This is a genomic window from Cobetia sp. PDI-23MA, assembly GCF_059507735.1.
On record NZ_CM183352.1, the window covers coordinates 3917259 to 3941720 of the forward strand.

At 65.0% G+C, this 24462-nt stretch carries 21 protein-coding genes; 9 read left to right on the plus strand and 12 right to left on the minus strand.

Annotated features, from left to right (window positions below; all coding sequences use genetic code 11):
- The first annotated feature begins 68 nt into the window (after nt 1–68).
- Nucleotides 69–458 (plus strand): RidA family protein, encoded by a 390-nt coding sequence (locus AC5WNJ_RS16690; RefSeq protein WP_495930243.1) that lies wholly within the window; start codon nt 69–71, stop codon nt 456–458.
- A gap of 181 nt (nt 459–639) precedes the next feature.
- On the opposite strand, the gene AC5WNJ_RS16695 is transcribed toward AC5WNJ_RS16690, so the two are convergent.
- Nucleotides 640–1527, minus strand: a complete 888-nt coding sequence (locus AC5WNJ_RS16695; RefSeq protein WP_495930244.1) for an NAD-dependent epimerase/dehydratase family protein — start codon at nt 1525–1527, stop codon at nt 640–642.
- 71 nt (nt 1528–1598) lie between these two features.
- Here AC5WNJ_RS16695 and AC5WNJ_RS16700 point away from each other — a divergent pair, with 71 nt between their 5' ends.
- Nucleotides 1599–2564, plus strand: coding sequence for a hydrogen peroxide-inducible genes activator (locus AC5WNJ_RS16700; protein ID WP_253063573.1), 966 nt, complete (start codon nt 1599–1601; stop codon nt 2562–2564).
- Complete coding sequence (gene recG, locus AC5WNJ_RS16705) at nt 2561–4702, plus strand: ATP-dependent DNA helicase RecG (RefSeq protein WP_495930245.1); 2142 nt, start codon at nt 2561–2563, stop codon at nt 4700–4702. Before AC5WNJ_RS16700 ends, recG begins: the two co-directional genes overlap by 4 nt.
- A gap of 19 nt (nt 4703–4721) precedes the next feature.
- On the opposite strand, the gene yccS is transcribed toward recG, so the two are convergent.
- On the minus strand, nt 4722–6974 hold the full coding sequence (gene yccS / locus AC5WNJ_RS16710) for a YccS family putative transporter (protein ID WP_495930246.1): 2253 nt from the start codon (nt 6972–6974) through the stop codon (nt 4722–4724).
- 190 nt (nt 6975–7164) lie between these two features.
- On the opposite strand from yccS, the gene AC5WNJ_RS16715 reads away from it, so the two are divergent.
- Nucleotides 7165–7581 (plus strand): DUF2780 domain-containing protein, encoded by a 417-nt coding sequence (locus tag AC5WNJ_RS16715; protein WP_054556347.1) that lies wholly within the window; start codon nt 7165–7167, stop codon nt 7579–7581.
- A 128-nt stretch (nt 7582–7709) separates the two neighbouring features.
- On the opposite strand, the gene AC5WNJ_RS16720 is transcribed toward AC5WNJ_RS16715, so the two are convergent.
- The 3 genes from AC5WNJ_RS16720 to AC5WNJ_RS16730 all read right to left on the minus strand — a co-directional run bounded on the left by AC5WNJ_RS16720 (nt 7710) and on the right by AC5WNJ_RS16730 (nt 9985).
- A complete protein-coding gene (locus AC5WNJ_RS16720; RefSeq protein WP_054556348.1) occupies nt 7710–8066 on the minus strand; it encodes a hypothetical protein in 357 nt (118 codons plus the stop codon).
- Nucleotides 8067–8239: 173 nt separating this feature from the next.
- A complete protein-coding gene (locus tag AC5WNJ_RS16725; RefSeq protein WP_024952843.1) occupies nt 8240–8515 on the minus strand; it encodes an HU family DNA-binding protein in 276 nt (91 codons plus the stop codon).
- A 270-nt stretch (nt 8516–8785) separates the two neighbouring features.
- Complete coding sequence (locus tag AC5WNJ_RS16730) at nt 8786–9985, minus strand: NAD(P)/FAD-dependent oxidoreductase (RefSeq protein WP_495930247.1); 1200 nt, start codon at nt 9983–9985, stop codon at nt 8786–8788.
- 339 nt (nt 9986–10324) lie between these two features.
- Between AC5WNJ_RS16730 and AC5WNJ_RS16735 the strand changes: the two genes are divergently transcribed.
- From AC5WNJ_RS16735 to phoR, 4 genes are all read left to right on the plus strand, one after another.
- The gene (locus AC5WNJ_RS16735) at nt 10325–10882 is read left to right on the plus strand and encodes a chorismate--pyruvate lyase family protein (protein WP_495931067.1); all 558 of its coding nucleotides are present in this window, start codon (nt 10325–10327) and stop codon (nt 10880–10882) included.
- Nucleotides 10883–10949: 67 nt separating this feature from the next.
- Nucleotides 10950–11840, plus strand: a complete 891-nt coding sequence (gene ubiA / locus AC5WNJ_RS16740) for a 4-hydroxybenzoate octaprenyltransferase (RefSeq protein ID WP_176678545.1) — start codon at nt 10950–10952, stop codon at nt 11838–11840.
- A gap of 223 nt (nt 11841–12063) precedes the next feature.
- Complete coding sequence (phoB, locus tag AC5WNJ_RS16745; protein ID WP_043331741.1) at nt 12064–12753, plus strand: phosphate regulon transcriptional regulator PhoB; 690 nt, start codon at nt 12064–12066, stop codon at nt 12751–12753.
- 7 nt (nt 12754–12760) lie between these two features.
- Nucleotides 12761–14083: a phosphate regulon sensor histidine kinase PhoR gene (gene phoR, locus AC5WNJ_RS16750; RefSeq protein WP_495930248.1), complete on the plus strand. Its 1323-nt coding sequence runs from the start codon at nt 12761–12763 to the stop codon at nt 14081–14083.
- A gap of 184 nt (nt 14084–14267) precedes the next feature.
- Here the strand turns inward: phoR and cysZ are convergent, their stop codons facing one another.
- From cysZ to AC5WNJ_RS16780, 6 genes are all read right to left on the minus strand, one after another.
- Entirely contained in the window at nt 14268–14996 is a 729-nt protein-coding gene (cysZ, locus tag AC5WNJ_RS16755) for a sulfate transporter CysZ (protein WP_495930249.1), read from the minus strand.
- 195 nt (nt 14997–15191) lie between these two features.
- Nucleotides 15192–15917 carry a phosphate signaling complex protein PhoU gene (gene phoU, locus AC5WNJ_RS16760; RefSeq protein ID WP_176678548.1) on the minus strand — a complete coding sequence of 242 codons (726 nt, stop codon included), beginning with the start codon at nt 15915–15917 and terminating at the stop codon, nt 15192–15194.
- Between the two features lie 219 nt (nt 15918–16136).
- Nucleotides 16137–16982: a phosphate ABC transporter ATP-binding protein PstB gene (gene pstB / locus AC5WNJ_RS16765; protein WP_253063561.1), complete on the minus strand. Its 846-nt coding sequence runs from the start codon at nt 16980–16982 to the stop codon at nt 16137–16139.
- Nucleotides 16979–18793 (minus strand): phosphate ABC transporter permease PstA, encoded by a 1815-nt coding sequence (pstA, locus tag AC5WNJ_RS16770; RefSeq protein ID WP_495930250.1) that lies wholly within the window; start codon nt 18791–18793, stop codon nt 16979–16981. The genes pstB and pstA overlap by 4 nt, the downstream gene beginning before the upstream one ends.
- The gene (locus tag AC5WNJ_RS16775; RefSeq protein WP_495930251.1) at nt 18790–21066 is read right to left on the minus strand and encodes an ABC transporter permease subunit; all 2277 of its coding nucleotides are present in this window, start codon (nt 21064–21066) and stop codon (nt 18790–18792) included. The genes pstA and AC5WNJ_RS16775 overlap by 4 nt, the downstream gene beginning before the upstream one ends.
- 113 nt (nt 21067–21179) lie before the next feature.
- On the minus strand, nt 21180–22139 hold the full coding sequence (locus AC5WNJ_RS16780; protein WP_495930252.1) for a PstS family phosphate ABC transporter substrate-binding protein: 960 nt from the start codon (nt 22137–22139) through the stop codon (nt 21180–21182).
- Between the two features lie 597 nt (nt 22140–22736).
- Between AC5WNJ_RS16780 and AC5WNJ_RS16785 the strand changes: the two genes are divergently transcribed.
- Nucleotides 22737–23171 carry an acyl-CoA thioesterase gene (locus AC5WNJ_RS16785; protein ID WP_495930253.1) on the plus strand — a complete coding sequence of 145 codons (435 nt, stop codon included), beginning with the start codon at nt 22737–22739 and terminating at the stop codon, nt 23169–23171.
- Between the two features lie 166 nt (nt 23172–23337).
- On the opposite strand, the gene AC5WNJ_RS16790 is transcribed toward AC5WNJ_RS16785, so the two are convergent.
- Nucleotides 23338–24438, minus strand: coding sequence for a TRAP transporter substrate-binding protein (locus AC5WNJ_RS16790; protein WP_495930254.1), 1101 nt, complete (start codon nt 24436–24438; stop codon nt 23338–23340).
- Between the last annotated feature and the right edge of the window lie 24 nt (nt 24439–24462).

Consider the following 24462-nt stretch of genomic DNA (forward strand, 5'->3'; position numbering starts at 1 on the left):
TGCTGACAGCCGCCACCGCACAACACTCGCAACCGGCAAGGCGTGAACGCAGTCACAAGGAGCATGTCATGAGCAATCGCGCGATCATCAACACCGACAAGGCCCCTGCTGCCATCGGTCCGTATTCCCAGGCGGTCAAGGCAGGCAACACCGTCTATCTGTCCGGCCAGATTCCGCTGGACCCGCAGACGATGGAAGTCGTCGAAGGCGGTATCGAGGCGCAGGCGCGTCAGGTCTTCACCAACCTGAATGCCGTGTGCGAAGAAGCCGCCGGCAGCCTGGGCGACATCGTCAAGCTCAACCTCTACCTAACCGATCTGGACGACTTCGCGCGCGTCAACGCGGTGATGGAAGAGTTCTTCACCGCGCCCTTCCCGGCGCGTGCCGCGGTCGGCGTCAAGGCGCTGCCCAAGGGCGTGGCCTTCGAAGCCGAAGGCGTGATGGTCATCGGTGACTGAACACCCGCTCACTGACGATGGCAGGTCACCCGCAAGGAGTGCCTGACGCAGAGACGACAGTGCCCGCCCCGGGATTCCGGGGCGGGCACTGTCAGTTATCGGTCAATGCTTGATCAACCTTCAACTTATCCACACCCGGTCTGGCGACCCAGAGCGCAACCGCATGTGGACAAGTGAAAGATCAGCGGCCCGACAATTCGCTCTTCGGCACCGTCACGCCGTGCTCCTTGAGCACCTCGGCATAGCCTTCGCGGAAGGTCGGATAACGGAAGGTGTAGCCACTCTCGAGCAACAGGGCATTGCCGCAGCGCTTGCTGGAACGCCGCCGCAGCGGTGACTGGATCACCTCGGTGGACTCGACCTTGAGCTGACGCGCCAACCAGGCCATCACTTCGTGCAGCGGTGCGCCATCACAGTCGGTGGCCAGATAGATCGGCTCGACCGGCTTGCCCTCGAGGCTCAGCGCGATCAGGTGCGCCAGCACGCCCGCGCAGTCGTCACGGTGGATGCGGTTGGAATAAAGTGGCGGGTTGCTGGCGGCGATGCGACCATCACGCGCCTGGCGGATCAGCATGTCGCGGCCCGGCCCGTAGATGCCGGAGAAGCGCACCACGGTGCCGTTGAGCGAGGAATCGAGCAGTGCCTGCTCGCCTTCGCGCATCAACTGACCCGAGAAGCTGGTGGCATCGGTGGGCGACTGCTCGTCGACCTCCTCGCCATCCTTCTGGGCGTAGACGGAGGTCGAGGACACGAACAGCACGCGGGTCGGCGGATTGGCGCGCGACTCCAGTTCCGTCACCAGCGCCCGTATGCCGTCGACGTAAGCGGCGCGATAGGCCTCTTCGTCGAAGCGGTCGGCGCTCAGCACATGTACCACCGTGTCGGCATCTGGCAAGCTGGCCAGTGCACCTTCGGCAGTGATGTCCAGCGCCAGCGTCTCGATGCCGAGATCCGCCAATGCGGACACATCACGCCTGACACCGATGACGTGCTGACCGGCCTTGAGCAGTTCGCGCGCCAGCGCGCTGCCAACGTCGCCACAACCGAGGATGAGACTCGTCTTCTTCACCTTTGCCGTGCTCCTTGGTAAAACGAATCGGTACCCACCGCATCCCAGGATGCCAGTTCCGGGCAGGAATCATGACTCTAACAGAACTCCGCTATATCGTAACCTTGGCCCAGGAGCGTCATTTCGGACGCGCCGCAGAGCGCTGCTTCGTGTCGCAGCCCACCCTGTCGGTGGCCGTCAAGAAACTTGAGGAAGAGCTGGGAGTCGCACTGTTCGAGCGTTCCAAGTCCACCGTACAGGTCACACCGCTCGGCGAGAAGATCGTTCAGCAGGCCCAGCGCGTGCTGGAGCAGTCCAGCGTGATCAAGGAACTGGCCAATTCCGGCAAGGACCAGCTGTCCAGCCCGTTGCGCATCGGCGCCATCTATACCATCGGCCCTTATCTTTTCCCGCACCTGGTGCCGGAATTGACACGGCGTGCGCCGAAGATGCCGCTCTACATCGAGGAAGGCATGACCGGCGACCTGCGGCGCAAGCTGCGCAATGGCGAACTGGACGTGATCATCGTCGCGCTGCCGTTCACCGAGACCGACGTGCTGACCAAGGCCCTCTACGAGGAACCCTTCGAAATCCTGCTGCCGGCCGGCCACTCCCTGCTCGGGCAGGACAGCATCGCCAAGGAGCAGCTGATCAACGAGCGACTGCTGATGCTCGGCGAGGGCCACTGCTTCCGTGATCAGATTCTCGAGGCCTGCCCGGCCATCGGCAATCAGATCAACAACCCCGAGAATACACTGATCGCCGAAGGCGGCTCGCTGGAAACCATCCGCCACATGGTCGCCTCCGGCCTCGGCATCACCGTGCTGCCCTACTCGGCCACCGGTACCGGTCACTACGAGAGCGGCGTGCTCGAGACGCGGCCCTTCAAGGACCCGGCCCCAAGCCGCAGCGTGGCGCTGGCATGGCGTGCCAGCTTCCCGCGTCCCAAGGCCATCGACGTGATCAGCCAGGCGATCGCCGAGTGCTCCAACCGTGCGCGCCAGAGCAATGAGAACGGCATGCAGGGTTCCGCTTCCCAGAGCCACGAACCGGCATGAGCAGGGCGGGCACGGACGCCTCATCTACCGGGCCCGCCAGCGCTGGTGTCTTTGCCACCGGCGCGCTGGCCCGACCGCTGGACAGCCTGAGCGGCGTCGGCCCCGCGCTGAGCGAGAAGCTGTCGCGGCTGGGGCTGGAACGCGTCGCAGACCTGCTGTTCCATCTGCCGCTGCGCTATCAGGACCGCACTCGCGTCACGCCCATCGGCACGCTCAAGAGCGGTATGGAGGCGGTGGTGGAAGGCGAGGTGACAGCCTGCGACATCGTCAAGGGCCGCCGCCGCAGCCTGCTGGTGCGTCTGCGTGATGGCAGCGGCATCCTCAGTCTGCGCTTCTTCCACTTCTCCCCCGCTCAGCAGCAGCAATTCCAGCGTGGCCACAGCGTGCGCTGCTTCGGCGAGGCACGCGCCGGGGCCACCGGCCTCGAGATCTACCATCCGGAATACCGCCTGCTCGGTCAGGGGGCCGCACCGGTGGAAGACCACCTCACGCCCATCTATCCGGCCACCGAAGGCCTCAATCAGGCGCGCCTGCGTGCCCTGATCGCCCAGGCGCTCAAGCAGCTCGAGGAGACGCCCCACGAGCTGCCGGACCTGATTCCCGAGGCCCTGCGCGCGCGCTTTCGCCTGCCCGGCGTGATCGAGTGTCTGCGCTTTCTGCACGAGCCGCCGCCGGATGCCCCCGTCGATCAGATGAGCGATGGCGTGCATCCGAGTCAACGCCGCCTCGCCCAGGAAGAGTTGCTCGCCCACCAGCTGAGCCTGCGGCAGGTGCGCGCGCGTATCCAGCAGGATGGCGCACCCTCGCTGAGCGCCAGTGGCGGCCTCAGCACGCGCTTTCTGGCCCAGCTGCCCTTCTCGCTGACCGGCGCACAGCGCCGCGTGCTGGATGACGTGCGCCGTGATCTGGCGCGCGAAGTGCCGATGCTGCGTCTGGTACAGGGCGACGTGGGCTCGGGCAAGACGGTGGTGGCAGCCATGGCGGCGCTGATTGCCATCGGCGGCGGCTGTCAGGCGGCCTTGATGGCACCCACCGAGATCCTCGCCGAGCAGCACTACCGCAACTTTCGCGAATGGCTGGAGCCATTGGGCATCGAGGTGGCGTGGCTGGCCGGCAAGCTCAAGGGCAAGGCGCGGCTGGATGCCAAGGCCGCCATCGCCGATGGCCGGGCGCGCATGGTGGTCGGCACGCATGCGCTGTTTCAGGCCGATGTGACCTTCCAGCGCCTGGGGCTGGCGATCGTCGATGAGCAGCACCGCTTCGGCGTGCATCAGCGCCTCGCGTTGCGGGCAAAGGGGGAAGCCGGTGGTCTGACACCGCACCAGCTGATCATGACCGCGACGCCGATTCCGCGCACCCTGGCGATGAGCGCCTACGCCGACCTCGACCTGTCGGTGATCGATGAGCTGCCACCGGGGCGCACCCCGGTGCAGACCGTCGCGGTGGCCGACCCGCGGCGTCCCGAGGTGGTCGAGCGCATCCGCGCCGCCTGCTTCGAGGGCCGTCAGGCCTATTGGGTGTGTACACTGATCGAGGAATCCGAGGTGATGACCTGTCAGGCCGCCGAGGTGACGCGTGACGAGCTGACCGAGGCGCTGCCGGAGCTGTCCATCGGCCTGGTCCATGGCCGCATGAAGGCGGCCGAGAAGGCCGAGGTGATGGCGGCGTTCAAGGATGGCGAGCATGACCTGCTGGTGGCGACCACGGTGATCGAAGTCGGGGTCGATGTGCCGAATGCCAGCCTGATGGTGATCGACAATCCCGAGCGTCTCGGCCTGTCGCAGCTGCACCAGCTGCGTGGCCGAGTCGGGCGTGGCAGCACCGAGAGCTTCTGTGTGCTGCTCTATCATCCGCCGCTGTCGCAGCACTCCAAGCAGCGCCTGGCAGTGATGCGCGAGACGACGGATGGCTTCAAGATCGCCGAGAAGGACCTGGAATTACGCGGACCCGGCGAAGTGCTGGGCACGCGCCAGACGGGGCTGGCGGGAATGAAGATCGCCGATCTAGAGCGTGACAGTGACCTGATCGCTCCGACCACCACACTGGCCGATGCCATCCTCAGCGAGGCCCCGCAGGCCGCGGAGCCCTTGATTCGCCGCTGGCTGGGCGAGGCAGCCGGGCAATACGGCGCCGTCTGAGCCGCCACGCGCCAGCGACTCAGCTGGCGCGACTGGCCTTGATCAGCTGGGTGCCGGCGCTTTCCAGCGGCTGCAACAGCCGCAGCACCAGAATCAGCTGCGACAGCGCCAGGCGTCCGGTGGTGGATTCGACCTGCTCGACCTCAGCTTCCAGCGCCGCTATCTCGTCTTCGCTGTCCAGCGTGACGGCGATCTCACCGCCGGACTCCAACTGCTCCCCCAACGCCGTCAGCTGCTGACTCAGGCGCTCGCCATGGCGCAGCAGCGTCTCGATGCCGCTGCTGGCCGAGGCGGTCGATTCCAGTTCGCCACGATGCGCTGCCAGTGCCGAGAGATAACCGAGCACGGTATGCGCGTGGAGCAGGAAGCCGAAGCCCGGCTCGACATCGCGCCGGAAGTGGCCGGGCTCCTTGCGGGCCGTGGCCAGCAGATTGGAGAAGGCCGCGTCGGCGTTGTGGGCATTGCGGCGTGCCAGACGGTAGGCCAGATCATCGCGCTTGCCATGGCGATACTGGGACAGCACCTCACCCAGATAGCGGCCGCTGGTCTTGAGGCTGACGCCGGCCTGACGGTAGAGCTTGCGTCCCTGCCAGTCCGGCAGGATCAACACCACAGACAGCCCGGCCAGCAGGCCACCGACCAGCGTATCGAACAGGCGCGGCCAGATGAGATCGAAGCCATCGCCGACCTGGTTGAAGCACGCCAGCACCATCAGCGTGATGGCAGCGGTGGCCAAGGTATAGCGCGAGCCACGGGTGGCGAAGAACAGCACCCCCGCGACCACGGCGATACCGGCCTGGATCGTGGGCGCCGGGAAGAGGCTGATCAGCGCCCAGCCGGCGACCAGACCGATCAGCGTGCCCAGAATCCGCTGCGCCAGCGTGCGGCGCGTATCGCCGTAGCTGGGACGGCACACGAACAGCCCGGTCAGCAGAATCCAGTAACCCTGGGTCGGGTGTACCGCCAGCAGCACGCCATAGCCGGCCACCAGCGTCGCGGTCAGACGCAGCGCATGGCGGAAGATCGGTGAGCGCGGCGTCAGGTGGCTGCGGATACGCTCGAACATGTCGCGCATGCCGTGGGGCGAGCGGTCCAACAGGCTGCTGTCGCTTTCCTCGCTGACGGCTTCGAGGTCACTCAGACGCGTGATCTGTCCTTCGATCAGGCGCAGGTTGCCGGCGAGCGCCTCAAGCGCCTGCATCAGATGGTGCCACTCGGGACGCTGCTGTTGCTTGAGGTAGTCGAGCGAGGCGTTGAGGTCTTCCAGTGCCTGCTGGCTGTCACTGGCATCGAAGGGCTGGCGCATCAACAGTGCCTTGCCGAGCCCGCGACAGGCGCGCCCCTGCTGCTCCAGCAGGCGCTGACAGCGAAACAGGATGTCGTGATGGAAGAAGGCGTCGGTGAGCTGGCCGTAGGGATAGTGGCTGGAGCTGGCGCGCTCGTGGAGGTCCTGGGCGATGAAGTAGAGCCGCAGATAGCGATCGAGCTTGGTGGTATCGCGCCGTCCGGCGAGGCGTCGGAAGACCATCTCCTTGGTCTGGTTGAGTGCCACCACCACGCGGCCGTTCTGCTCGGCCAGCGCCAGACGCCGGGCAGACTGGTCGACATTGCGCAGCGGCTCGAACAGCTGCGCCTTGAGAATCAGGTAGCGCCCCAGCTCACGGTAGAGCGTCGCCATGCTGTGCTTGAGCGGCTGGCGCGAGAACAGCGCACACCACACGACCGAGAGCAGGCCATACCAGGACGCCCCCACCACCAGCAGCAACGGCTGGACCAGATTGATGCCCAGCCCCGGCTCCCGCAGCCATTCGGGCAGGCTGCGCTCCAGCACCGCGATCTGCCCATCTCCATGCTGCTGCTCGAGGCTGATCATGGTGTAGACGGCCAGAATCAACGAGGCGCGCGCGATGGCGCCGTAGCGGGCATCGATGGCGCCCAGCATCGGCATCGCGAAGGTGGCCAGCGCCAGCCCGATCACGAAGGGCAGCGGCATGCCGAACAACAGCTCCACCGAGACGGCAGCGATGCTGAAGCAGGCCAGCGTCATGCCCAGCGCGCGCAGTCGGCCGCGCCAGTGATCATCGGTTTCTGCCAGCCCCGAGGCGATCACGCCCAGAAACAGCGGAATCACCACTGCCATCTCGTCAAGCCAGAACCCCACCGCCATCACGCCACCCAGCGCGATCAACATGCGCAGCGAATAGCTGAAGGCATCCAGCGTCCACAATCGACGCAGAGAGTGCATGAGGGAGTCCAGGAGAGAGCGTGTCATGAAGTGTTCCGTGACCAGGGCGCCGGGCAGCGCATTAGACTTTAGATTTATATCGCTAGCATAACACCCCGTTCTGCCGTGTCCGATAGCCATGGCGCATGCAAGCGTTGGCAGGCGCGTCGAATGTCGAGTCGCCGCGACGTGCCACTCTGAAGACTCCTGACCTCATTGGCTTTCATGGAGAATACCGATGCATCCTCTTATCGAACGCGTCACTGGCTCCCTCGGGCTGTCACCGGAAATCGCCGAGCAGGCGGTCGGCATGGTTCTCAAGTTCGTGCGTGAGCAGGGGCCGGATGGCCCGGCCGCCTCACTGCTGGGCGCCATTCCGGGAGCGGAAGGCCTGATCGGCAGCGCAGGCGAGGAAGCCGCCGAGTCAGGTGGCGGTGGCCTCATGGGCGGCCTGATGGGCGCCGTCAGCGCCTTCACCGGCGGCAGCGGTGGCGGTGCGCTGGAACTGGGCCAGAAACTGATGGGGCTGGACCTGAACATGGACCAGGCGCGTGGCGTGGCTGATGAAACGCTGAGCTATGCGCGCGAAGAAGCCGGCGATGGCGTGGTCGATCAGGTACTCGAAGGCATCCCGGGCCTCAAGCAGTTGCTGTGACGCCCCCCCAAGAGAGGCTCGCGACAAAAGAAAAGCTCGCGACGAAAGAAAGGCGCGTGACGAAAAGACGCCCCGCTGATTCTCTCAGCGGGGCGTCTTTCGTTCATGCAGGCACGGCACAGGGCCATTCAGCGAATGCGCTTGAGCAATGACTGCAAGCGGTTGAGCTGGGCCGAATCGCCGACCAGCCGCACGCGCTGGTCCATCAGGCCTTGCAGGAAGGCACGCGGCGAGGGCTTGAGCAGGAAGGCCACCGCACTGTCGCTATCAGCGAAGCGCAGCTCAAGCTCGGTATCCACCGGCAGGCCACTGCCCGTGGTGACGCCCGCGTGGGACATGCGGTAGTGACGCGCGATGCTCATGTCTTCGGTCGCGACGCCCCAGTCCAGCGGACGCTTTTCCAGCTCGGCACGAAATTCGGGGTCACGCTTGAAGGCCCGCTTGAGCAGCAGACCCAGCACCCACAGCAATATCTTGAGCTTCATGGTGTCATTCCTTGAATCGCGAAGCGTCGGTCACGCAGGCCATATGAAAATGCCACCGGCCCCGCAGGGCGGAACCGGTGGCATCAGCATGACAGCCGACAGGGCTTTTGATGACGACGATTGAAAGCCATGGCGACAGCCACCCCGGGTCTGCGCTGAAGCACGAGCCGAGGTTACTTGGTCACTGCATCCTTCAACGACTTGCCGGGTTTGAAGGCAACGGTCTTGCTGGCCGGGATGGTCAGCGGCTTGCCTGTCTGGGGGTTCTTGCCGGTACGCGCCGCACGCTGGCGCACGGTGAATGACCCGAAACCGATCAGTGAGACGTCATTGCCTTTGGCCACGGTATGAGTGATCTCGTCGAGAATCACGTTCAGTACCTGACTGGCCTTGTCCTTGGATAGATCCGCACGCTCGGCGATGGCCGCAGCGAGTTCTGGCTTGCGCATGAAAAGCCCTCCTGATTTGGCATTCTGCACGGGCGGCCAAGCCGCCGTTTCCATTGTTGTTCTTGCGTTTCCATTGTTGTTCTTGCACTTGCTAACGGTGGCGTATGGCGGCGACGCAATCCGCTTCCGGCAAGCTTTGCCGTATCAAACCTGTCGATGGCAGCAATCTGTCAGACCACGCCCGCCGGGCAGCATGTCTGACGGAGCATTCACTATCGTGCCTGACCGCGCTGGCAGCAAGGGATTTACGACCATCGATCATGGCATCGCCTAGCCTAGCAACGGCGGCGCCTGCCGCGCTAGCTCGACTTTCCTGCGAACGGCGGCGCCTGTCAACGCATATCCAATCAAGCGTTCGTTCATATCCAGTGCACGCGCTTCGAGATCATCGCCGTCACCATTGATTTCCCAGCGCGCCACGGCCGAACGCGGCGGATAGGCCACCACCGGCAAGACCGGTGTCTTGACCAGCACCGGCCACGCCTTCCAGTCGAGCACGCTCGGCTCGCCACACAGGTTGGCCGCCAGGGTGCGCGCGGCCATCTGCAGCGGCTGGACATACATGGCATTGACGCCCTCGACACTGGCGCAATCGCCCAGCGCCCAGATATGCGGCTGTGAGGTGGCCAGGTGGCGGTCGACACGGATGCCATCGCCGCCGGCACTCAGACCCGCGGCCTGCGCCAGACGAATGCGCGGCGCCAGGCCGGTGGCCAGCAGAACCACGGAGCCCGTCAGGCGACGACCGCTCTGCAGACGCACCTCGACCGGCGCAGCCTGACGCTCGGCCTCCTCGCCTGAGCTGGCGGCGATGGTCTCGACCATCTCGCCCTGGCGACGCGTCACCCCGAGTCCATCCAGCGCCGCCCCCAGACGCTGCCCCAGTGCTTGCGGCAGCAATCCATCCAGCGGAGTTTCCTCCGGCGCGACCAGTGTGACGTGGTGGCCGGCGGCCGTCAGATCATTGGCGTATTCACAGCCGACCAGTCCGGCACCGACAATCACCACATGCCCGTCTTCTCCGCGCTCGCGGGCCTTCGCCAGCGTCGCGCAGAAGGCCGCATAGTCGTCGAGGTCATTGATGCTCTGCACGCGTGAGGCCACTTCCGCGGCGACGGGGAAGGGGCGACGCGGCGCCGCGCCGAGTGCCAGCACCAGCTCGTCATAGGCCAGACACTCCTCGCCCAGCCATAGCTGGCGGGCATCACCGTCGATGGCAGTGACGCGTTGATGGGTACGCAGCTCGGCATTCAGCTCGTCTGCCAGCGCCACCGGCGCCTGACGCGACAGGTCGGTGGCCGACATCTTCTTGGCGAAGGCGGTGGACAGCATCGGCTTGGCGTAATCGTGGCCGCTGTCCTGGCTGATGAGGATCAGCCGGCTGTCCTTGTCACGCGCACGCAGCGCGCGCGCCAGACCAATGCCCGCCATGCCGGTACCAATGATGACAAGGGTGCGAGGGTCGCGCATGGCACCATCTCCTGAGATCGATCCGAGGGAAGCGCTGATGAAGGAGCGCCAGCAGCGTCCGTCATGAACGCCGATGAATGCGCCCAGCATACCAGCCCGCCAGCAGTGCAGGCATGCCTGAGCGGGAGGCCTTGCCGCTCGGCCATGCTAGACTCGCCATTTCGTCATCCTGACAGGGAATTCACCGTGGTCCGATGCCCAGCAGGCGAGCCTCACCGCGCAGCGCTCACGCCACAGACCTCCACCTGTGAGGCGCCTCATTCGTCAGCCGAGACCCTGTGCCAGCCTGCGCCTCGCTGGCTTTCGCCCACGCGCGCCGCACCCGCGGCTTCGGCGGCGGTGCGCCGTCATTGGCAGCCGGCTGCCGCGCTGCAGGGTGTCATGCCGGCCGGCTGGTGGGCGTGGCTCTCCTCGACGGACTCGCTGACCCAGCGTCTTGCCGGCGCCATGCAGCAGCAGGATGAACGCGATGGCCAGCCAATCCAGGGCCTGCGCGTGCGCCTGCTGCTGCAGGACACCGGCCCCGCACGGCTGGATGAAGCACGCCTGCTGGGCATCGGCCCACGCCGGCATGTCTGGCGACGCGAAGTGGCGCTCTGTCATGGCGATATGCCATGGGTGATCGCACGCTCGCTGGCGGCGCTGGACCTGGCCCACGGTCATCGCCTCTCGACACTGGGCGAGCGCTCGCTGGGCCATTGGCTGTTTCGCCAGCCCGACCTGATACGCAGCGCCATCGATGTCAGCCGCGCCCCGCTGGTGCTTTCGAGCTCCAGGCCGCTGGCCCGCACCACCAGCCTGTGGATGCGCCGCTCGATGTTCTCGCATGGTCGCTTCAAGGTGCTGGTGCAGGAGGGCTTCACGCCAGCCTTCCAGCACGCGCTGCAACTGGCCTGAGCCGTGCGGCCGACTGGCCTCGTTTCCCTCTCTTCCCTTGCCCACTACCACCCGCCCAGGAGCCCCGATGACCGCGTCATCCACTTCCGCCGCTTCGCGTCCTTCCAGACTGGCCGACTACCTCGCCCTGACACGGCTGGACCGCCCCATCGGCACCTGGCTGCTGATGTGGCCGACCCTGTGGGCACTGTGGCTGGCGGCAGATGGCATCCCCGAGCGCACGACCCTGCTGATCTTCATCGCCGGGGTCTACCTGATGCGCGCCGCCGGCTGCGTCATCAACGACTACGCCGATCGCCATTGGGACAAGCATGTCGAGCGCACGCGAGACCGGCCGCTGACTTCGGGTCGCATCTCGGAGCGCGAGGCGCTGACGCTGTTCGGGGGGCTGGTCGCGGCCGCCTTCGTGCTGGTGTGCTTCACCAACCTGACCACGGTGCTGCTGTCGATCGTCGCCGTGCTGCTGGCGGCCAGCTACCCGTTCATGAAGCGCTTCCATCATCTGCCTCAGGTAGTGCTGGGCGCCGCCTTCGGCTGGGCGATCCCGATGGCCTTCGCCGCGACGCTGGAGGAAGTGCCGACCTACGGCTGGTGGCTGTTCGCGGCCAACCTGATGTGGACGGTGGCCTACGACACCGCCTATGCGATGGTCGATCGCAACGACGACCTCAAGGTGGGCATCAAGTCCACCGCCGTGCTGTTCGGGCGGGCCGACAAGCTGATGATCGGCCTTCTGCAGCTGGGCATGCTGGCGGTATTGATCGGCATCGGCCTGCACCTGGCGCTGGGCATCTTCTACTGGCTGGGGCTGGCTGCCGCCGCCGTCACCTTCGTCTGGCAGCAACGTCTGATCCGTGAGCGTGAGCGTGCGCCCTGCTTCCAGGCGTTCCTCAACAATCATTGGACGGGGCTGCTGATCTTCGCCGGTATCGCCCTGGCGACCTGGCCGATGAGCTGACGCCTGCATAAACATTCGCATTATTTAATTTAAAGCGATCCCTGCCCTCTGTTGCTCCCCAGCCCACGGTTCATGCCTGCCTGCCGCGCCTCCAAGGCGGCTGGCAGGCTTGCGTGCAAGCTGCCATGCTGGCGGTTGTCATCTGGTTGTCATATAAGCGGGTTGTAATCGTCATCGACTTGTCATTCTGGCGCGTGCGCCGACTGCTGCATGGGATCTAGCGATGAGCTCCAAGACCGTACTGATTGTCGACGATGAATCCTCGATTCGCGAGATGATCGCCGTTGCCCTCGAAATGGCGGATTACCGCGTGCTGGAGGCAGACAATGCCCAGGACGCCCACGCCATCGTCGTCGATGAAAAGCCCGATCTGCTGTTGCTGGACTGGATGATGCCGGGCACCAGTGGCCTGGAGCTCGCGCGGCGTCTCAAGCGTGACGAGACCACCTCGGAGCTGCCGATCATCCTGTTGACCGCCAAGGGCGAGGAAGACAACAAGATTCAAGGCCTGGAAGCCGGCGCCGACGACTACATCACCAAGCCCTTCTCGCCGCGCGAGCTGGTCGCCCGTCTCAAGGCCGTACTGCGTCGCACCACTCCCAAGGGGGTCGAGGAGGCGGTGGAAGTCGAGGGCCTGATGCTCGACCCGGCCAGCCACCGCGTCACCGCCCACGGCAACTCGCTGGATGTCGGCCCGACCGAATATCGCCTGCTGCAGTTCTTCATGACGCATCAGGAGCGTGCCTACACGCGCAGCCAGCTGCTCGATCAGGTATGGGGCGGCAACGTCTATGTCGAGGAGCGCACCGTGGACGTGCACATCCGTCGCCTGCGCAAGGCGCTGGGCACAGGCCATCAGCATCTGATCCAGACCGTCCGCGGCACCGGTTACCGCTTCAGCGCTCAGGCCTGAGGGATTCATGCGCTATTGGACCAACGAGCTATGGCGCCTCGGCTACCTTGCCGGTGGCTTCGGCCTGATCGGTGGCCTGCTGGGCCATCTGGGCTGGGGCCTGGCACTGGGCCTTTCGCTGTATCTGTTCGTCCATCTCAAGCACTTGAAGAGCCTCTATACCTGGCTGATCACCAATCCCCATGAAGAGCCACCACCCGGCGATGGCGTGTGGGGAGACCTGCTCGATCGTCTCTACCGCTATCAGAAGGGCCAGCGCCAGACTCAGGAGCGACTGCGCAGCATCCTCAACCGTATCCAGGAATCCTCCGAGGCCATGCGCGACGGCCTGGTGATGCTGGACAACCACGGTGACATGGAATGGTGGAACAGCGCTGCCGAGCAGCTGGTCGGTCTCAAGGCCAGCCACGACCGCGGCCAGCACATCACCAACTATCTGCGTGACCCCGTCTTCATCGACTACTTCAATCGGCTGGCCTACCGCGAGCCGCTGACGCTGCAGTCGCCGCTGTCTGACAACCTGACGCTGCAGATTTCCATCACCCTGTTCGGTGACAACGAACGTCTGGTCATGCTGCGTGATGTCACCCGCCTCTATCGTCTTGAAGAGATGCGCCGCGACTTCGTGGCCAATGTCTCCCATGAGCTGCGCACGCCGCTGACGGTGCTGGCCGGCTATCTCGAGACCTACTCCGATTACGCCGATGACCTGCCACCGCGCTGGCAGCGTGGGCTGGGTCAGATGAAGAGCCAGACCGACCGCATGCAGCACCTGGTCGAGGACCTGCTGACCCTGTCACGCCTGGAAACCGACGAACTGTCCGACGACGGTCGCTGTATCGACATGAGCGCCCTGCTCGGCCATATCCGCGACGACGCCGAAGGCCTGTCCCAGGGACGTCACACCTTCTCCATCGAGGCCGATGCCAGCCTGTCTCTGCGCGGTGAGGAGCAGGAACTGCGCAGCGCGATCTCGAATCTGGTCTTCAATGCGGTGCGCTACACCCCCGAAGACTGCCATATCACCCTGCGCTGGAAGGCGGATGACCAGGGCCTGCTGGTCGAGGTGGAAGATGACGGGGACGGCATCGACCCGGTCCACCTGCCGCGCCTGACCGAGCGTTTCTACCGCATCGACAAGGGCCGCAGCACCGCCACGGGAGGCACCGGTCTGGGGCTTGCCATCGTCAAGCATGTGCTGATTCGCCATCAGGGCCATCTGGAGATCGACAGCCACCCCGGCGAGGGTGCGCGCTTCCGCTGTCACTTCCCCGACGAGCGCGCCTGTCAGGCGAGTGCTCCCCAGGCCAGCAGTGCGCTAGCCCAGTGATGGGCTGACTCCGTGATGAGCTGAGTCGGAGGCCAGCCCAACGCGGAACGCCCCGCAGCCACCTCGAAAGGAGGCGACTGCGGGGCGTTTCTTTTGCTCCGCCAGACGACGCTGCGGCTACCTCAACGACAAGCCAGTACAGCGATGAACCAGTAGAGCGATGAACCAGCTGCGACAGGCTGTCTCAACGACGCGGCGCCGGCAACTGACGGTAGTGGCTCTGCCACATCAGTACCGCCCCGGCGACAGCGCCCGGGATGAACAGCAGATTGGCCAACGGCACCAGCGTCATGACGAACACCGCGGCGCCGAAGGTCAGTGAGGGCCACCAGCGCGCCTTGAGGCGCTGCTTCATGTCACCGAAGCTGACCTGATGGTTGTCCATCGGGTAGTCGAGGTACTGGATTGACATGCTCCAGGCCGAGAACAGCCCCCACAACAGCGGCGAGAGCAGGTTCAGGCCCGGGATGAAGCCGATGATGAACAGCGCGATCATGCGCGGGATGAAATAGGCCAGCTTGGCCATTTCACGCTCCAGCGAGTCGACACCGATCTTCACCAGGCCACGGTCATCATCGATCAGGGTGCCATCCAGGCGATGCTCGACCTTCTCGGCCAGAATGCCGTAGAAGGGTGCGGCGATCAGATTGGTCACCAGGCTGAAGGTGAAGAACACCACCAGCAACAGACTCACCACCAGCAGCGGCCAGATCAACCAGCTGAGCCAGTCCAGCCACGCCGGTACCTTCAGCATCCAGTAATCGATCCAGCCACCGAACTGGTTGAACAATACCCACAGCGTGATGCTGTAGAGCACCAGGTTGATCGCCAGCGGTACGAATACGAAGCGGCGCAGCCCGGGGGTATAGACCATGCGGGTCCCGCGGACCAGCGCCGATACGGCATCAATCATGCGACGTCCTCGTCATCTCAAAAGAACCGGCCAGCCAGCGGGCTGACCGGAGCCACACCCTAGCACTCCCGCCTGCGCGGCGCAGCTGTCGGCCGCCTGACACCGTTCGCGCTCCCACGACGCAATCGCCCCGCACCTGTCTGTGGGCAGGTGCGGGGCGAAAGAGGCGACACAGGGACAGGGAAACGCGTCAGCTCACTGCTTGTCCAGGTCCTGCGGCTTAAGCTCGTGGGTATCGGTATGACGCACATCCACGCCCTTGACCAGGAAGATGACGTACTCGGCTAGGTTGTCGGCGTGGTCACCGATACGCTCCAGCGCACGCAGAATCCACATCACGTTGAGCACCGGCGTGATCTGGCGCGCGTCTTCCATCATGAAGGTCATCAGCGAGCGCATCGCGCTCTGATATTCCAGATCCACCGAGGCATCTTCACGCAGTACCTTGAGGGCAAGGTCGGTATCGAAGCGCGCGAAGGCCGTCAGGGAGTCACGCACCATGCTGCGCACGTGTTGGCTGAGGTGACGCACCTCGACCATGCCGCGCGGGCTCTGGCCGTTCTCGACCAGCGAGATGGCGTTGCGTGCGATCTTGCTCGATTCATCACCGATACGCTCGAGATCGGAGGTGGCGCGGATGACGGCCAGCACCAGGCGCAGATCGGAGGCCGCCGGCTGACGGCGGGCCAGCACCCGGGTGCACTCGTCATCGATCTTGAGCTGCATGTCGTTGACAGCCTTGTCGTTGTCGCGCACCCGCGTGGCGGTTTCACTGTCGCCTTCCAGCAATGCCGTGACGGCATCCTGCAGCTGCTTCTCTACCAGTCCGCCCATGGCCAGCAGGTGTGTCTTCAGTGCATCCAGCTCGTGATTGAACTGCTCTGAGATATGCTTGCCGTGCGAATCGCTGGTGATATCCATTTCCCTCTCCCGGAAAGTCGCCCACCGAGTCAGGGGGCGTGACATGAATGACGTGACAAGTATGGCCCACTGCTGACTGACGCAACGGGCTCCCCCTCAGCATGCCGACACTTGATTGCAGTTATGTTTCACCCAGGGCGCAAAGGCGGTATCTGGCCGCCATCATCAGCAATATCAGGGCCAAAAAGCTACCTGGGTGCACGTTCGCGCATGAGCGCGCTAACCGAAACGCCCCGTGATGTAGTCTTCCGTCTGGCGGCGCCGCGGGTTGGTGAACAGCTGATCGGTCGGGGCGAATTCCACCAGGCGGCCCTCATGCAGGAAGGCGGTATCGTCCGAGACCCGCGCGGCCTGCTGCATGTTGTGCGTGACGATGATCAGCGTCAGGCGTGAGCGCAGCGAACGGATCAGCTCCTCGATCTTGAGCGTCGAGATGGGGTCCAGCGCCGAGGCCGGTTCATCCAGCAGCAGCACCTCCGGCTCGACCGCCAACGTCCGCGCGATCACCAGCCGCTGTTGCTGGCCACCCGAGAGCCCCAGCGCGCTGTCGTGCAGGCGATCCTTCACCTCTTCCCAGAGTGCCGCGGAGCGCAGACAGGATTCGACCTTGTCATCGAGGTGGCGCTTGTCATTCTCGCCGACCAGCCGCAGCCCGAAGGCCACGTTCTCGTAGACCGACATCGGAAAGGGATTGGGTGTCTGGAAGACCATGCCGATCCGGCGGCGCAGCATCGGCACGTCCACGCCGCGCGCATGGATGTCCTCGCCCTCGAGCAGTACCTTGCCGGAAAGACGTGACTGTTCGTCGAGATCGGTCATGCGATTGAAGGTACGCAACAGACTCGACTTGCCGCAGCCGGAAGGGCCGATAAAGGCCGTCACGCGCTTGCGTGCGATCTGCAGGCTGACGTCCTCCAGTGCGCGGCGCGTCTGGTTCTCCTTGCCGACACGTGCCTGATAATCGAGGCTCAGGTGGCAGGTTTCCAGGCAGATGTCCTCAGCCGGCCGCGCAGGCGTCTCCTGAAGAAACAACTGGGGCTTGGGCTGTTCAGAGTCACGCCTCATTCGGTGGCTCCCTTGTAACGTTGTGCCAGCATGTGACGCAGGCTAATGGCACTCAGATTGAGGCATAGAATTACGACCACCAGCACCAGCGCGGTCGCGTAGACCAGTGGCCGACTGCTGAAGGCGTCGCTGCTCTGGAAGGCCAGATCATAGACCTGATGCCCCAGATGCATGAATTTCCGGTCCAGATGCAACCACGGGAAGCTGTCATCCAGCGGCAGGTCCGGGGCCAGCTTGACCACCCCGACCAGCATCAGCGGCGCGACTTCACCCGCCGCACGTGCCACGGCCAGAATCAGCCCCGTCATCAGCGCCGGCGAGGCAGCCGGAATCACCACGCGCTTGAGCGTTTCCAGGCGTGTCGCCCCCAGCGCCAGCGCGCCTTCGCGCAGACGACGCGGCACGCGCGCCAGCCCCTCCTCGGTGGCGACGATCACCACCGGCAGGGTCAGCAGAGCCAGCGTCAGCGAGGCCCACAGAATGCCGCCGGTCCCGAAGGTCGGCGTCGGCAGTCGCTCGGAGTAGAACAGCTCATCGATTCCGGCGCCCAGTCCATAGACGAAGAAGCCGAGACCGAACACGCCGTAGACGATGGAGGGCACCCCGGCCAGGTTGCGCAGCGCGATGCGCGTCAGGCGCGTCAGGCGCCCCTGATGGGCCACCTCGTGCAGATAGAGTGCCGCCATCACACCGAAGGGCATCACCATGATCGACATCAGCACCACCATCAGCACGGTGCCGAAGATGGCGGGCCAGAGGCCGCCAAAGCCCTCGGTGGGCGCGCCGGCCACGAAGTCACGAAAACGCTTGAACGTCATCATCAGCCGGCCGCTGAAGCCCATCGCATTGGGCTGCCAGGCATTGCGGATATCATCGAGTGCGATGCGGCCTTCGTAGCCACCATTGCCGCCCAGCAGCAACTGTCCGCCCGCCAGGGCATCACGCAGGGCACTCAGCTGACCTTCACGCTCGATGAAGGCGCTGCGCACCTCCTCCAACTCCTCCAACTCCTCCAACTCCTCCTGCATCTCCTGCTCGAGCTCAGCGTCCTCTTGAGTCCGCGCTGCGTCACCGTCAGCAGTGGCGCTGCGCCGGGATGCCAGAGACTGCTGCAGCGCCTGGTAGCGACTGCTCAAGGCTTCACTGTCCAGGCGCAGTGCCTGCAACTGGCGGCGCTCGCTCTCGATCATCTTCAGGCGGGCAAACAGTGGCTCGGCGTCCTCGGACAAGGGCCGGGCAGGTCCGTCGCCGACGTCAGGCGTGTGGTCCATCTCCCCTGTCATCGGGTCACTCAGCGCCCGTGGCATGCCGTAGAGAGTGCGACCGTCACGCATTTCCAGCATCAGCGCCTGGCGGGGGAAGGTCATCCTGTCGACCAGCGTCTCCGGCAGCCACTGCCAGCTGGCCGCGGCCCCGTCACGCGAAGATGTCTGCAGCAACCACCATTGCTGGCGAGCGTCGTCCCCCTCTCCCGAGGCGACACGGCGCATCTCCTCGTGCATCAGCTCGCCGAGCAGATGGCGATTGTCGGCCGCCGGCTCACCGCGCGTGGTGGTCAGGGCCGTGGGACTCTGGCCCGGCTGTGCCGTCAGCTCCACCTCGACCAGCCGTGAGGGCCAGAAGTGACTGAAGGAGCCCACCACCAGCAGGCTGAGCAGGCCCAGCACCAGCACCAGCGAGACACTGACCGCCATGGCGTTCAGCCAACCCCACGGGCCGCCATCACGCCAGTAGCGCTGCAGGCGCCCGACCAGCGGCTCGCGCGGGCGCAGCAGTGAGGAGCTGGCACGATTGGTGTCAGGGTGACTCATCCCCAGCTCCCCTGATTGGGCGGCGTGAAGCGCTGTCGCAGCACTTCCGCCAGCGTATTGACCACGAAGGTGAAGACGAACAATGCCAGGGCAGCGAGGAACAGCAAGCGGTAGTGGCTGCTGCCGACCTCGGCCTCCGGCAGCTCGATGGCCAGGGTCGCGGCCAGTGAGCGCAGGCCCTCGAACAGGCTGGCATCCACCAGCGGCGTATTGCCGGCCACCATCAGCACGATCATCGTCTCACCGACGGCGCGCCCCATGCCGATCATCATCGCCGAGAACAGCCCGACGGCGGCGGCAGGCAGGATGACGCGACGCAGGCTCTGCCATGGCGTCGCGCCCAGCGCCGCAGAGCCTGCGGCCAGGCCACGCGGCACCGACGAGAGGGCATCCTCGCTGAGCGTGAACAGGGTCGGCATCACCGCCAGCCCCAACGCCATGCCGGTCACCAGGGTATTGCGCTGGGCATAATCGATGCCGTAGTGGCTGAACAGCCACTGACGGAGGTCGCCGTCGAACCACCACTGCTCGACCTGGCCGGCGATGGTCACATCCAGCCACAGCAGCACGAACAGCAGCGGCAACAGCCCGAAGGCCGCCATGTTTTCCGGCAGCAGATTGCGCCATGCGCGCGGCGACAGGGTCCACAGGAAGCCGGCCACCATGGTGCCCAGCGGAATCAGGACCAGCCCCAGCAACACCGCCATCAGCTCACGCTCGACGAAGGGCGCGACCACCAGGGCGGCGATGAAGCCGATCACCACGGTCGGCAGTGCCTCCATCATCTCCAGCAGCGGCTTGATGCGGGAACGCTGACGCGGCGCCATGAAGCAGGCGACATGGATGGCACAGCCGAGCCCCAACGGCACGGCAAACAGCAGCCCGACCAGCGCCGCCTTGAGCGTGCCCCACATGATGGGCACCAGCGACAGACGGGGTTCGTGGGTGCCGGTGCTCTCCAGCTGCCAGATCCACTCCGGCGCAGCGCGCCCCTCGTACCAGACCTTGCCGAAGATGGCGTCGAGCCCGACGGCCTGATGCGGGTCGTGTATCGCAAGCCCGGCATAGGCCTTGCCGAGCGCCCCCAGCGGCGCGTCCTGAGCGAGCTGGCCAGGCAGCCTTGCCTCCCGGGACGCCGATGCCAGCAAGCGGCGGTCATCATTGTCGAATTCCAGCGCTACGCCTGCCGCGACCCGGGTGGCATCCAGCCAGTCCAGCACCTGACGGCGCCGCTCGCTGGTGGCCAGATAGAGGCCAAGGCGGCCGTTGGCGTCCAGCGCGGCAAAGCCGAGGCTGTGATGGGCGGCAGCCATCGCCACCACCGGCGCCGACAGGTCACTGTCAAAGACGCCGGCCTTGACCAACGGCTGCGCGTGCGCCGGCAACAGGTAATGGCTCAGGCCACCTGCGGCGTCCCCGACGATCAGGCTTCTACCGCCACGCAGGACGCTGATCGCGGTGATCGCCGGCGATGACGCGGAGGCAGAAGAGCTCACAGCGTGATGTGCCAGCTTGCGCGCCAGCGGCTTGGTCCCGGTGGAGGCCTCACTCAGTTGCCACTGGGTGAAGCCATCGCGGTCAGCGGTGACCAGCAGACGCCCCTGCTGCGAAGACAGCCTGGCCGGGCCCGGCAACCACTGCTGCTGCCACTCGGAGAGCGGAGTCTGGCTTGCTGCATCATCCTCCAGCGCGCCTGCGGAGGCGTATGGAGATGACAAGGCCAGACGCGCCAGCCACAGGCCATCGCCATCCTCGAACGGAATACGCAGCCATAGCTGGTCCTGACTGAGCACCAGGCTTGCCTGGCGGCGCTCAAGCCCTGCGGGAACCTCGATGGCACTGCCGCGCAGGCGCACGCCCGCTGCGGACTGCTGTACCACCTGCAGGCGATCATCCGCGAGCCAGACACCCGACAGCGGCGAGGTGCGCAAGTCCGCCGTCGAATCATCACTGGCCAGCACGGGAGGCAGCCCGTCACGCGCGGCAAGCGGCATGTCAGGCAAGGCGCTCAGCCCGTCAGGATCGGACAGCCAGTCAGGTTCGGTCTGAGCGGCAGGCATCTGCTGGTCGCTCACTTGCTGTTCGAGCGCCTGCTGAGGAAGCGACGTGACGCTGGCGGACTTGAGCAGCGGCCATGACACGCTGACCAGATAGGCCAGCATCACGACGACGATGACCATCACGCCCAGCCCGGCCGCTGTCAGCCACAGACTGGCAAGACGGTCATGCCGCAGACGACGACGCTGCATTCGGGAGGCATCAACTGCCGACATGAAATATCACCACGAAAGGATTCGCGCGCTGGAGTGTCGACTCCGCAGACGCATGAAGCGGGTATGGCACCGAGATTATGTCCAGGTGATGACAGAGAGATGACAAAGGCGAATCAAAGGGCATCCACATCCTGAAGCCCCAGTTGCTGACGCCAGTGCAGCAGCTGCTTTTCCGGCAGTGGCACATAGCCACCACGCAGGATGGCCTGCTGACCCTGGCGCGACATGATCAATGACAGGAAGGCCTGCTCCAGCGCCGGGAGCGGCTCGTCAGGCACGCGATTGACGTAGATGTACAGGGCACGGGTCAGCGGATAGCGGCCATCGCGAATGCTGGCCCGGCTCGGGAAGACAGCGTGGCCGCCCGCCTCACGGCTGACGGACAGCTGCTTCACCAGCGGCGAAGAGGTGCTGAAGCTGGCATAGCCGATGCCATTGGGCGAGGAGCCTACCGCGCCGATGATGGAGGCCGAGCCCGGCTGTTCACTGACATCGAGGCGGAAGTCGCCATCGCACAGCGCGATACGGCGGAAGGCGCCGTAGGTGCCCGAGGTGGCACTGCGTCCGAAGCGCATGATCTGGCGGTCATTCCACTCATCACTCAGCCCCAGCTGGCCCCAGCGATTGGCCGCCTGGCCACCACAGCTGTGCGTGGCGGAGAAGATGGCATCCAGCTGCGCGATGCTGATCTCCTCCAGCGGGTTGCTGCGATGCACGATGATGCCCATCGCATCCAGCGCCACGGGCACACCCAGCGGCGGATAGCCGAATTCATGCGTGAAGTCCTGACGCTCCTGGTCGCTCATCGGACGCGACATCAGCCCGATGCGGGTAGTGCCGGCGATCAATGCCGGCGGGGCCGTCGAGGAGCCCGCGGCCTGCAGCTGCACGCGTACCCCCGGATGATAGCGACGCAGCTGGGCAGCCCAGCGCGTCACCAGCACCGACAGGGTATCGGAGCCCACCGCCGTCAGGTTGCCCACCACCCCGGACACCGGGCGATATTCGGGCACCTTGTCGGCCAGTGCCGGAGCCGAGAGCGTCGAGAGCCCCAGCAGGCAGGCAAGCGACATCAGCCGCAGCGACGGCAGCCCTGAGCGCAGGCGGGGCGCGCAGGAGGAAGGCACATATGAGGAGGACGCGGATGACCCGCGACGCGACGCGAACACGGCGCGAAAGCCTGAACGGACAAGCGACCCGACGGAAACTGACATGGCGACTTCCCACCAGAGAATGAACGAGATGACGATGCGACACGGAGCTGGCCACGGCTTGCCACGCCCGTGGTGACGGGCAGGCGACGGTGAAACAAGGTGGCCCGTGCAGTACGGCGAAACACTGCGAGTATCCGCCATTGCTGCGTTGAGGAACGATACTCCATGCTGCAGCGCAAAAAAATTTCCTGACAGTCCCTTGTCAGTGAGGACAGTGCTTTGTCCGCCAGAGTAGGATACAGGAGATGATGAAGCCGCTGCGGCTCATCCGCCATGGTCTGCGTCGAACTGATGCTATCGATGGCACCCGGTGACTTTCTTCGGCGATTGCCGAAGTGCCCTATATAAGGCCCCCTGTGCAAGGCAGCGCCCTGCGCCAAAAGACGCACCTTTTTCAGATGGAAGGGTGCAGAAATGAAATGTCCATTTTATAACAACAAGATAGCGAGTCATGACATGCAAGCTCTGGATGATATCCCGACGCCGAACGGCACACTGACGCTCAAATTGATCGCCCAGCGCCAGGACACCAATCTCTATGGCGACATCAGCGGCGGCTGGCTGATGCACCGCATGGACGAAGCCTGTGAGCTGGCCGCCGGGCGCGTCGCCCACGGGCGCACTGCCACCGTGGCCGTCGAAGGCCTCGATTTCCTGTCGCCGGTGCGTATCGGCTCAGTGGTAAATATCTTCACCCATGTGGCCGAGGTCGGGCGCAGTTCGATCAGGCTCTCCGTCGAGGTCTGGATCCGCCCGCCGCAGGAGCGCAATCAACATGCGCTGACCAAGGTGACCGAAGCCTGCTACGTGATGGTGGCACTCGATGACAATGGCCGCATCCGTGCCGTACCGGAGCAGGCCAGCACCGCCATCACCGGGGAGCAGGACTGATCCTGAGCAAGACTGAGCCAGGCGCCTCGCCTCTCTTCCTGTCAGCCACACGCCAAGAAAAAGCCGCCCTCAGGGGCGGCTTTTTCGTCAACAATCAGTCACGCGCTCAGACAGTCAGGCAGACAGTGCTGCAGGCAGTCCGGCAGGCAGTCGGAAGGAGACTCGCTCAGGCTTCGCCCAGCACCCGACCACGCGCATCCAGATAGGCCTGCTCACCGATGCGCGACCAGGGGGCGACCTGCTGCTGGAAGGCGCGGTAGGACTCATAGACGCGCCTGGCGTCCTCGTCCTTGGCGATGAACTCGTCCAGCACCTCGTTGGAGGCATCGAACAGCGCCGCATAGACGTCCTCGGGGAATTCACGCAGCTCAACTCCGTGTTCCTCGACCAGCGAGGTCAGCGCGGTGGCGTTGCGCAGCGCGAACTCATCCACCATGGCGTGATTGGCGATTCTGGCCGCCTGGATCACCACCTGCTGCAGGTCTTCCGGCAATGCCTGCCAGGCCTCGAGATTGACGGTGCCTTCGAGGATGGCGGAAGGCTCGTTCCAAGCCGGCGAGTAGTAATACTTGGCCACCTGATGCAGGCCGAAGGCCAGATCATTGTAGGGGCCGACCCAGTCGGTGGCATCGATCACGCCGGTTTCCATCGCGGTGAAGATCTCGCTGCCCGGCAGATTGACCGCGCTGGCGCCGATGCGATTCATCACTTCGCCCGCCAGCCCCGGCAGGCGGATCTTCAGGCCCTTCATGTCCTCGAGACTGTTCACTTCCTTGTTGAACCAGCCGGCCATCTGGGTGCCGGTGTTGCCCACCGCCAGCGGCTTGAGGTTGTGGCGCGAGTAGATCTCGTCCCACAGCTTCATGCCATCGCCGTGATACAGCCAGGCGTTGGTCTCGGTGGTGTTCATGCCGAAGGGCACGGCGGTGAAGAACTGGGCCGCGGGGACCTTGCCCTTCCAGTAGTAGGAGGCCGAGTGGCCCATCTGGGCGGTGCCGGAGGACACGGCATCGAAGACTTCCAGCGCCGGCACCATCTCGCCGGCGCCATAGACCTTGACCTGCAGGCGACCACCGGAGAGCTGATCGATCAGGCTGGCGAACTCATTGGCACCGGTGCCCAGTGCCGGGAAGTTCTTCGGCCAGGAGGTGACCATCTTCCAGTGGATGGTCTCACCCTCGGCGGCATTGGCGGTGGACACGAAAGGCGCGGCGGCGAGGCCGGCAGCGCCGGCCCCCAGAGCAGAGAGAAAACGGCGGCGTTGCATGGGACTTTCCTTGTTCGAGTTGTG

What these genes read in the sequence shown, in the direction of transcription:
- AC5WNJ_RS16690 (WP_495930243.1), top strand. Translation starts at nt 69, where the DNA reads ATGAGCAATCGCGCGATCATCAACACCGACAAGGCCCCTGCTGCCATC.
- AC5WNJ_RS16700 (WP_253063573.1), top strand. Translation starts at nt 1,599, where the DNA reads ATGACTCTAACAGAACTCCGCTATATCGTAACCTTGGCCCAGGAGCGT.
- recG (WP_495930245.1), top strand. Translation starts at nt 2,561, where the DNA reads ATGAGCAGGGCGGGCACGGACGCCTCATCTACCGGGCCCGCCAGCGCT.
- yccS (WP_495930246.1), bottom strand. Translation starts at nt 6,974, where the DNA reads ATGACACGCTCTCTCCTGGACTCCCTCATGCACTCTCTGCGTCGATTG.
- AC5WNJ_RS16715 (WP_054556347.1), top strand. Translation starts at nt 7,165, where the DNA reads ATGCATCCTCTTATCGAACGCGTCACTGGCTCCCTCGGGCTGTCACCG.
- AC5WNJ_RS16720 (WP_054556348.1), bottom strand. Translation starts at nt 8,066, where the DNA reads ATGAAGCTCAAGATATTGCTGTGGGTGCTGGGTCTGCTGCTCAAGCGG.
- AC5WNJ_RS16725 (WP_024952843.1), bottom strand. Translation starts at nt 8,515, where the DNA reads ATGCGCAAGCCAGAACTCGCTGCGGCCATCGCCGAGCGTGCGGATCTA.
- AC5WNJ_RS16730 (WP_495930247.1), bottom strand. Translation starts at nt 9,985, where the DNA reads ATGCGCGACCCTCGCACCCTTGTCATCATTGGTACCGGCATGGCGGGC.
- ubiA (WP_176678545.1), top strand. Translation starts at nt 10,950, where the DNA reads ATGACCGCGTCATCCACTTCCGCCGCTTCGCGTCCTTCCAGACTGGCC.
- phoB (WP_043331741.1), top strand. Translation starts at nt 12,064, where the DNA reads ATGAGCTCCAAGACCGTACTGATTGTCGACGATGAATCCTCGATTCGC.
- phoR (WP_495930248.1), top strand. Translation starts at nt 12,761, where the DNA reads ATGCGCTATTGGACCAACGAGCTATGGCGCCTCGGCTACCTTGCCGGT.
- cysZ (WP_495930249.1), bottom strand. Translation starts at nt 14,996, where the DNA reads ATGATTGATGCCGTATCGGCGCTGGTCCGCGGGACCCGCATGGTCTAT.
- phoU (WP_176678548.1), bottom strand. Translation starts at nt 15,917, where the DNA reads ATGGATATCACCAGCGATTCGCACGGCAAGCATATCTCAGAGCAGTTC.
- pstB (WP_253063561.1), bottom strand. Translation starts at nt 16,982, where the DNA reads ATGAGGCGTGACTCTGAACAGCCCAAGCCCCAGTTGTTTCTTCAGGAG.
- pstA (WP_495930250.1), bottom strand. Translation starts at nt 18,793, where the DNA reads ATGAGTCACCCTGACACCAATCGTGCCAGCTCCTCACTGCTGCGCCCG.
- AC5WNJ_RS16775 (WP_495930251.1), bottom strand. Translation starts at nt 21,066, where the DNA reads ATGTCGGCAGTTGATGCCTCCCGAATGCAGCGTCGTCGTCTGCGGCAT.
- AC5WNJ_RS16780 (WP_495930252.1), bottom strand. Translation starts at nt 22,139, where the DNA reads ATGTCGCTTGCCTGCCTGCTGGGGCTCTCGACGCTCTCGGCTCCGGCA.
- AC5WNJ_RS16785 (WP_495930253.1), top strand. Translation starts at nt 22,737, where the DNA reads ATGCAAGCTCTGGATGATATCCCGACGCCGAACGGCACACTGACGCTC.
- AC5WNJ_RS16790 (WP_495930254.1), bottom strand. Translation starts at nt 24,438, where the DNA reads ATGCAACGCCGCCGTTTTCTCTCTGCTCTGGGGGCCGGCGCTGCCGGC.